Origin of the sequence: Okeania sp. SIO1H4, from assembly GCF_010672695.1 — a bacterium.
Taxonomy (GTDB): Bacteria; Cyanobacteriota; Cyanobacteriia; order Cyanobacteriales; family Microcoleaceae; genus Okeania; species Okeania hirsuta.
Genome location: NZ_JAAHGB010000130.1, coordinates 1 through 8,548, shown reverse-complemented (window position 1 = coordinate 8,548; position 8,548 = coordinate 1). Strand labels below are relative to the sequence as shown.

Annotated in this window: 8 protein-coding genes; 6 read left to right on the top strand and 2 right to left on the bottom strand. The window is 36.9% G+C overall.

The genetic code is table 11. The features are described from left to right. Nucleotides 1–649: 649 nt before the first annotated feature. Complete coding sequence (locus F6K06_RS32710; protein ID WP_124144377.1) at nt 650–871, top strand: hypothetical protein; 222 nt, start codon at nt 650–652, stop codon at nt 869–871. A gap of 284 nt (nt 872–1,155) precedes the next feature. Here the strand turns inward: F6K06_RS32710 and F6K06_RS32705 are convergent, their stop codons facing one another. Beyond that, entirely contained in the window at nt 1,156–1,716 is a 561-nt protein-coding gene (locus tag F6K06_RS32705) for a DNA-binding protein (protein ID WP_192901092.1), read from the bottom strand. 514 nt (nt 1,717–2,230) lie between these two features. On the opposite strand from F6K06_RS32705, the gene F6K06_RS32700 reads away from it, so the two are divergent. After that, entirely contained in the window at nt 2,231–3,502 is a 1,272-nt protein-coding gene (locus tag F6K06_RS32700) for an RNA-guided endonuclease TnpB family protein (protein ID WP_287244361.1), read from the top strand. A 4-nt stretch (nt 3,503–3,506) separates the two neighbouring features. Here the strand turns inward: F6K06_RS32700 and F6K06_RS32695 are convergent, their stop codons facing one another. Further along, nucleotides 3,507–4,478: a protochlorophyllide reductase gene (locus F6K06_RS32695; protein WP_124147232.1), complete on the bottom strand. Its 972-nt coding sequence runs from the start codon at nt 4,476–4,478 to the stop codon at nt 3,507–3,509. Between the two features lie 678 nt (nt 4,479–5,156). Here F6K06_RS32695 and F6K06_RS32690 point away from each other — a divergent pair. From F6K06_RS32690 to F6K06_RS32675, 4 genes are all read left to right on the top strand, one after another. Beyond that, on the top strand, nt 5,157–5,474 hold the full coding sequence (locus F6K06_RS32690; protein WP_287244360.1) for a hypothetical protein: 318 nt from the start codon (nt 5,157–5,159) through the stop codon (nt 5,472–5,474). A 212-nt stretch (nt 5,475–5,686) separates the two neighbouring features. After that, nucleotides 5,687–6,001, top strand: coding sequence for a hypothetical protein (locus F6K06_RS32685; RefSeq protein WP_124147531.1), 315 nt, complete (start codon nt 5,687–5,689; stop codon nt 5,999–6,001). 502 nt (nt 6,002–6,503) lie between these two features. Next, nucleotides 6,504–6,818: a hypothetical protein gene (locus tag F6K06_RS32680; protein WP_287244357.1), complete on the top strand. Its 315-nt coding sequence runs from the start codon at nt 6,504–6,506 to the stop codon at nt 6,816–6,818. Between the two features lie 328 nt (nt 6,819–7,146). Next, a complete protein-coding gene (locus F6K06_RS32675) occupies nt 7,147–8,253 on the top strand; it encodes a TRAP transporter substrate-binding protein (RefSeq protein ID WP_124146384.1) in 1,107 nt (368 codons plus the stop codon). Nucleotides 8,254–8,548: the final 295 nt, after the last annotated feature.

Here is an 8,548-nt window from a genome sequence, read left to right as displayed (position 1 = left end):
TCCTGTCTCCTTCTTCAATGCCTTTTTTCAGTGATTAAATTCACTGGAGATAGAGCGGTATTATCCTGTTTGATTAGCGTAATTATTACGCTAACTGTTAGTTACTTTTTGTCCAAAGTCCAATTAGACTCTTTGTATTATTTATAATATCAACATTTTGAGCTTCTTCATTAAGGGCTGAACTCTGACCATGTTGAGTAGACATAACTGCTTGATTAGGTAACAACTACAAGGCATCATAAACTATAAGATCAAATCAAAATGTGACATAAAAATTAATCTTTGGTAATTTTAATCACAAGAATTAATTTCGTTATTAGATAACAAAATACTGATTAAATCTCTCCGTTTTTTTACTTACAATATAGTTAAGTTTAAATGAGTGATTATATAAATTTACAGATATTTAAAAAGTTAATTTTACAGGGGTTTCCTTTGCTATGAGGTACAGTCCAATCTTCTTAGTTTTTTATATCATGTTCCCCTCCGGGGGAGCTACGCTAACGGATAATCAGTGATAAAAAACCTTTTCCCTTCTAACCTTTTCTTTCCTTCTGCCTTATCTCCTCCAAAGTGTAAGTATTCAACCGAACATGATATTACTTCTGACTTAAAATAAGGTGTACCTCATTACATCGGAAAGTGCTGTATGTTAGTAAAGGGAATTAAAAAAGGAAAAACTATCGAGTTATTAGAGGAAGTAAATTTACCCGATAACCAAGAAATTTTAATAGAAATTAAAGAGGTTAATGATTTTTGTTCAGCCTATCAAAAATTTAGGGCAAAAATAGAACAAAAAGGAATTACTTTTGATGATAATACTTTTGAGAACTTACGAGATAAGTCACCAGGGAGAGAGGTTGATTTATGAGTTTAAACTATTTGCTAGATACTAATATAATTTCTGAATCTATACGTCCTTCTTCGTTGACCTGAAATGATTGAGAATTTGAAAGCCTTGTGAAGTCAAGCCTAGAGACAAAAAATGACCCTAAATACTTGCTGGAAGTAAAGAGAGTTGGAGAGCGATCGCTAAATAGATGTTCAATTTTCTGAGTTAATAGTCTGTATAATTAGCGATTTCTAGACAGCAAAAAATAGAACAGTACCAAGACACTGCTATTGAAATTCTCTGTTTCCAAGTTAACTATCCAGTTAACTGGTTTTATTCTTTCCTTTCTTTTTAGATTTTTTCTTCTTACTTTTTGCCCCCTTAGTTTTTGCACGCTGCTGAACTACTTCCGGTGGCGGACCATAATCTCCATTAACAAAATATTTTCGTTCTACTATATGTTCTGGATCTACTTCAATCCACAGACGAGCTCCCCCAGCTTGACTTTTGTTCGGGTTATGAGGCTGATAAACAATTTGGCAAGGTCCGTTAATTTTAAGGGCATGGCAATAATTCTTTTTATCTCCCACTTTCACTGCAACGGCTGGATGAGAAGTTCCATTGTCTCGGTTATAGTCAATAGTCTTTCGCAGAACATGAACAATAGTCTTAGCTTTGCGTTGAAGTTTATTCCAACTACCTTCAGGACCACGACAACCTGGTGTAATCTCTGGCATTCCGCGATGGTTGAGAGGAATTTGCCAAAATCTTTTGACTTTTCGAGCGCCGATAACACGACCTTTATTGAGTAAAAACCTCAATCTACCTGTTGAAATATTTAGTAGAAAAGCTGCTTGTGTAGTACTAACTAATGAGACAGTCATAACTATAACGTTAGGGTTTTAGGTTCTATATAAAAATTATAGAATACTTAGATAAAGTAATCTTGAATTTAGCAGAAAAGTCAATGGTTGGCAAGATAAAGAGAAAAATTATTTGATCTTTCTCTATAATGAAACAGAGACAAAGTGGATTTTTTGATTGCTCTGTAATCTATATTTATCAATAGTATTTCATCAATTTTAACTATAAGTTAAATTAAATAAAGTACCTGTTTTGGCCTGAATATAAGGTAGGCGAAATACTGATAAATTTACTTGCAAAAGCCGACCGCATCTGCCAACTTGGCTCTTCTCGAAACTCGTAAAAATTTTGGTCGCTTATAGATTTAGCTAATTTATAATTAACAAAAATCCCTACGCTCCCTTATTAAGAAAGCGCGGGAATTTTTACCAAGAAAATGGGTCTGAAGCCTCGCCCTTCTAGGGCGACTTTTTATTGGTTTATTGGTGAAAAAGTAGTAAGTATGCTATCATATTATTAGTTTAAACAAAAATTATGAAAGCTAGATTTAAGTATCGTATTTATCCAGCACCGGCACAAAAAGCCAGATTAGCAAAGCTGTTTGGTTGTGTTCGTGTTGTGTGGAATGATAGTCTAGCTTGCTGTCAGGAAAAGTACAGATTAGGAGAAAAGAAACCCACTAATTCTGAGCTACAAAAACTCTTTATTACTCAAGCAAAAAAGACTGAAGACAAAGAATGGTTATCAGAGGTTTCAGTTGTACCATTACAGCAATCATTGAATGATTTAAACCAAGCTTATCAAAACTTTTTTAGTTCGACAAAAGGCCAGATAAAAGGCCAAGCCATAAAACCTCCCAAATTTAAAACCAGGAAATCAAAACAGACTGCCAGGTTTACCTTGAGAGGGTTTAAAGTACACCAAGATAAAGTTTATTTAGCTAAGATTGGAAAGCTTAAAGTAGCCTGGTCAAGAAAACTACCCAGTGAGCCTAGCTCAGTAACAGTAATTAAAGATTCAGCTAATAGATACTTTCTTAGTTTTGTAGTAGAAATACAACCAGAAACCTTACCAAAAACTGATAATTCAGTAGGTATAGATTTAGGAATCAAAACTTTTGCTACATTAAGTAATGGTCAAAAAATTGATGCTCCAAAACCACTAAAGAAACGAATTAATAAATATCGAAAGTTAAGCAAATCATTATCTAAAAAAACTAAAGGATCTAAAAGATATGAAAAAGCTAGGTTGAGAGTGGCTAAATTTTATGCCAAACTGAAAGATACAAGAACAGATTTTCTGCATAAATTATCTACTAAAATAATTAGTGAAAACCAAACAATTGTTTTAGAGGATTTGAACGTTTCTGGTATGGTAAAAAACCGTAAATTATCCAGAGCTATATCTGATTTAGGTTGGAGAACATTCAGAACATTCCTAGAAGGAAAAGCAGAAAAATATGGTCGTGATTTTCAAGTAATTAGTCGTTGGGAACCCACATCTCAAACTTGCTCTAGCTGTGGGTTTAAAGGTGGAAAATTAGACCTTCAGGTGCGAGAATGGGAGTGTCTCAACTGCGGCGCAAAACATGATAGAGATGAGAATGCAGCGATCAATATATTAGTCGCCGGAGGGCATTCGGAGACTAAAAACGGACGTGGAGGCAAGCGTCAGACTAGCGTCAAGGTAGCAGCAGCCTGTGTTAGCGGAGCTTTGCGCCAGCAAAACGTCAACCCACCGAGGAGTTACGGCTCGGTAGGAATCCCCGTGCCTTTAGGCCGGGGAGGATGTCAATATCTCAATTAAAAAACTAACTCAACCCTACCAACTTTGAACTTAATTCCCAAAGCTTAATCGCTTTATCATCATCACTCGCTTCATCAGAAACTTCTTGCACAAAAGACTGACGATCTTTCTTCTGTCGATTTCCCCAACTCCAATACATTCCAGACTCCTTATACTCAGGATCTTTAACTAAAGCAGCAACTCTTTCTCCTGCTAAATCTTGAGAAACATATCCCCCAGTAATATTTTTCTGGAATAGCGGGAAAATTTTCTGGAATAAAGGATAATGATTTCGGAATAGAGGCGTATCTGCCACACATCCAGGATACAGAGAACTAAAAACAATCCCTGTTGACTCGTGATAACGCCGATGTAACTCCCGCATTGTCAAAACATTACAGAGTTTACTATCTTTATAAGCCTTACCAGACTTAAACTTTTTGCCATTAATCATAGAAATAGGAGCTTTGAAACCTGCTTCAAAACCCTGAAGATTTCCCAAATCTGGAGGTGCTGGAATTGGAATCTTTCCTCCCAACTCTTTCGGGTTAGCTGTTACAGTTCCCAAAATCACCAATCTTTTATCCGCAGCAGGAGACTGTTTCAAATCCTCTAACATAATGTTACATAGGAGAAAATGTCCCAGATGATTTGTCGCCACACTCAATTCATACCCATCTGGACTACGCATCGGTTCTTTTAATAGAGGCAAATATACCGCAGCGTTGCAAACCAAAGCTTCTAGAGACCTACCGCTTTCTCTGAAAGTATTAACAAACCGTCGTACACTATCTAGACTAGCCAAATCTAGGTGCATCACAGTGTAGCTATCTTTTGCCATTCCTACTTCTTGGGCAACTTTTTCTGCTTTCGAGAGGTCTCGACAAGCCATCACTACATACCATTGACCTGTTTTTGCTAAAGCTTTGGCAGCGTGTAAACCCACCCCTGACGATGCACCTGTGATTATTACTGTTGATTTATGATTTTGTTCCATTCTCAATGAGATTTTGTAAAATTCAATTGACTAATCTCATGATTTTACAACAGTCTTGACCAAATCAAAAGTCTAGTGTGAATTACTATACCGTTTCACGGAAGTCAAAAGTCAAAAGTCAAAAGTCAAAAGCAGGATTTTATAGAGCTACAAGACTTTGACTATACAGTAATTTCAGGAAATTATTTCACATTTAAAGTTGGAAACTATTTGTGACATCTTTGAAATAGAATAAATTAGACATCTCCTCCAAAACAGGGAACAGGGAACAGGGAACAGGGAACAGGGAACCCACCCCTCGCCCCTCCCCCTCCCAGGAGGGGAGTAATTGATAATTTCTGGATAATAATTGATTTTATTTTTGATTTTTACCAGATGTCTATTTATTTTACAGAATTACCCAAATAAACCCAGTTGCTACTAGGAGAAATTGTGGTTTTAACGATAGATATTTAGGAAAAAATTGAGTTTCTAGGTTCCTGTAAGTAAGTCATATAAAATCAATTCTTAAAAAAATAAAAAGATGTAATTTTAAATACAAATTATCAAATCTAGACTCTGATTATAGCATTAATAGGAATAATTCTCTGATTGTAAACTTTAATCACAAGACTAAAGTGTTTTTACCCTACTGATGATAGTTTTAAGAATGTAAATTAACTGACATAGGATCAAGTTATGGCAATCTTTAAAGATGACCATGAGCACGGACACCAACATATCTACGGTGGTGTCGGACCAGACGGTAGTAAGTGGTTCGGCGAAGGTTTTGAGAGCCAGAAAATTAAGGAAGGAACCTATATCATAAAATTCGAGTGTCCTTTTGATGGTATTCCAGCACCAGTTTGTACTATTACTGGAAATGAGTGGAAGACATTTAATATGTCAGTTGCCATAGTTGAAGTTAATCCAGAGTACTTCATCTGCATTACTTCATCACCTCACCAACCTATTGATTGTGCTTTTACATTTATTGCTTTTGGTGACGCTAAATAAGAGTTTTAACCCTTGCAAAAAATGTTAACAGCATATTAATTAACCTACCTATTCTATAGGTTGATAACTGTTGACTCAAATCCTAGAAAAGTCGGAAAATAGTGTATTCAATGGTTTAACCATTGCTGATATTGTCAGCAAGAAGGAATAAGCTGTTTAAATTTTCTATAGTTGATTTCAAACAGTACAGTAAAATCTAACAGGAGTCAGTAATGGCAATTTTTAAAGATTCAGCGGGAACAGCAACTCAGCACATCTATGGTGTTATTTCTCCAGACGGTAAGATAATTTCTGGTGAAGGCTTCAAATGCCACAAACTTCGCTATGGACTTTATCTAATAGAATTCGACCAGCCTTTTGTAGACACCCCAGCAGCAATTTGTACCATTTATGGAGGTGAATGGCAGACATTTAATCTGTCAGTCGCTGTCGTTGACGTTGCTCCATGGCACTTTGTATGCACTACTTCTTCACCTGACAGATCTGAAGATTGTGGTTTCACCTTTATTGCTTTTGGCAATATCTAAAACTTTGATATTCCCTCCTACCCTACCTATCAACGATACATAAATGGGTGCAAGCATTTTACCACTAGGGAATGAAAAATTTGAAAAATTATGGTGAGCTTTTTAAGATAACAGTAAATAATTGCTGTATTGAAAGCTCTATAACATTAAAATTTAGCCCCAGACTTTTTGTTTGAGGGCTTTTTAGGCTTGGGGGACATCTGTAACCGTTAATCCAATTTAGATCGAAGCTTTACCTGATAAAGTAAGGCAGAAGGATTAGAAAATAATTTAAGACAGTATCTTTATGGTAACCAGATTTGGTATTATATCAAACCCGGTTAAACAGCCATAGAATGGTTAAGTTAGGAGGAGTCAGGAGGAGAAAGAATTACAAAGATAAACGTAGTTATGGCGATTGAAGATTTTTTTTATGTCCAATTAAACGGATTTGATATTATACCGCAAAACAAATTAATATAAACTATTTTTTTAGTTACTGTAAATCTAGCAGGAGTCAATAATGACAATTATCAAAGATTCAGTGGGAAAAGAAATCCAACACATCTATGGTGCTGTTCATCCAGACGGTAACATTATGTTTGGTGAAGGGTTCCGTTCCCGCAGAATTTGGCAAGGAACCTATTTAATAGAGTTCGAGCGTCCTTTTGTTAAACAACCAGCGCCAGTTTGTACCATTCAAGGACCTGAGTGGAAGACATTTAATATGTCAGTTGCCATTGTTGAAGTTATGCCATATCACTTAGTTGTTGTGACTTCATCACCTGACAGACCTGATGATTGTGGCTTCACGTTGATCGCCTTTGGTGAAATTTAACGAACTCAGGAGTCAGAAGTCAGATAGGGGAGCCGTCGGATTGGCGACGTACAGAAGTTTTTTTGGTAACAGGGATTAGAGCAACCCTCTAAAAACATTTTGCTAATCAAGGCGGGGTTGCGCGACCCAATTATTTTGATAAATAAGATTTTTGAGATGGCAGTGAATATAGCGCTAGACTTTATAGTTTGAGGTATTTTTGCCTATTTTACTATATACTTGGGTAAGATTTCAGCTTCTGTTTCTACTCCCTTTGATCAAGATATCAAACCCTGAAACCTGATCTAATACTAAGTAGAAAAGCTTAAAACACAAATAATATAAAACAATGAAACGAAGAAAACTAATTAACCATATTGCAACTGCTGCAAGTGTCGCAACTTTAGCCGCTTGTAGTCAAACTACCACTGAAACTACCTCTACTGATAGCTTGCCCTCTGTAAAATGGAGAATGACCACGAGTTGGCCTCGTTCCTTAGAAACAGTTTTTGGTGGGGCACAAACAGTATGCGATCGCGTCGCAGCTATGACTAATGGCAGATTTACCATTACCCCCTATCAAGCTGGTGAAATAGTCGGAGGTTTAGAGGTTCTGGATGCTGTCCAACAAGGTACAGTACAATGTGGCCATACTGCTAGTTACTATTATGTTGGTAAAAATTCAGCTCTTGCTTTTGGCACTGCTGTCCCCTTTGGCTTAACTGCCCAACAACAGAATGCTTGGTATTATCATGGTGGAGGGTTAGAAATAATGCACAAGCTTTACTCCGACTTTAACATTATTAGTTTTCCTGCTGGTAATAGTGGGACGCAGATGGGAGGCTGGTTTAAACGAGAGATTAACACAGTTAACGATCTAAATGGTTTAAGTATGCGTATCCCTGGTTTTGGTGGGGAAGTAATGAAAAAATTAGGTGTAAATGCTCAAGTATTGCCTGGTGGTGAAATTTATCTAGCTTTGGAGCGAGGCGCTCTTGATGCTGCGGAATGGGTAGGTCCTTATGATGACCAGAAACTAGGTTTAAATAATGCTGCGAAATACTATTATTATCCTGGTTGGTGGGAACCTGGTCCGACTTTTGAGGTGCAAGTTAATCTGGATGAATGGAATAAGTTGCCAAAAGAATATCAGGAAACTTTTAAAAGTGCTGCATATCAAGCAAATATAAGTATGCTCGCCCAATATGATGCTTTAAACGGAGCAGCATTGGCAGAATTGATAGCAGGTGGCACTGAATTACGCCCTTACAGTCAAGAAATTTTACAAGCAGCACAGAAAGCAGCTTTTGAATTTTACGAAGAGAAAGCTAATCAGGATGCAACCTTTAAAGAAGTCTACGAACAGTGGAAAAAGTTCCGAGAACAGATTTATCAATGGAATGCTATTAATGAATTAAGTTTTGCTCAGTTTGCCTTCAATAACTCCCCAAGCTGAATCAGAAGAGAGGGGAGAGGGGGAAGAGAGGGAAGAGGGAGAGGTTGCTGTGACTAAATTTGAGAAGAGCGAGAATGTCCTAACTGCTCTGGTGGTTGCTATCAATAAATAACATATAAGATAATGAAACGTCGAAACCTAATTAGTTATGCTACTGTTGCTGGTACAAGTGCAGTTGCTTTACCTGCATTGAGTCAAACCGAACCCCAACAGATAAAATGGAGAATGGCAACGAGTTGGCCGAAATCTCTGGATACTTTGTTTGGTGGAGCACAGAGGATTTGCGATCGCGTCA

Bases quoted from the DNA above. Each gene is read 5' to 3' on its own strand.
- F6K06_RS32710 (WP_124144377.1), top strand. From the start codon at position 650: ATGTTAGTAAAGGGAATTAAAAAAGGAAAAACTATCGAGTTATTAGAG.
- F6K06_RS32705 (WP_192901092.1), bottom strand. From the start codon at position 1,716: ATGACTGTCTCATTAGTTAGTACTACACAAGCAGCTTTTCTACTAAAT.
- F6K06_RS32700 (WP_287244361.1), top strand. From the start codon at position 2,231: ATGAAAGCTAGATTTAAGTATCGTATTTATCCAGCACCGGCACAAAAA.
- F6K06_RS32695 (WP_124147232.1), bottom strand. From the start codon at position 4,478: ATGGAACAAAATCATAAATCAACAGTAATAATCACAGGTGCATCGTCA.
- F6K06_RS32690 (WP_287244360.1), top strand. From the start codon at position 5,157: ATGGCAATCTTTAAAGATGACCATGAGCACGGACACCAACATATCTAC.
- F6K06_RS32685 (WP_124147531.1), top strand. From the start codon at position 5,687: ATGGCAATTTTTAAAGATTCAGCGGGAACAGCAACTCAGCACATCTAT.
- F6K06_RS32680 (WP_287244357.1), top strand. From the start codon at position 6,504: ATGACAATTATCAAAGATTCAGTGGGAAAAGAAATCCAACACATCTAT.
- F6K06_RS32675 (WP_124146384.1), top strand. From the start codon at position 7,147: ATGAAACGAAGAAAACTAATTAACCATATTGCAACTGCTGCAAGTGTC.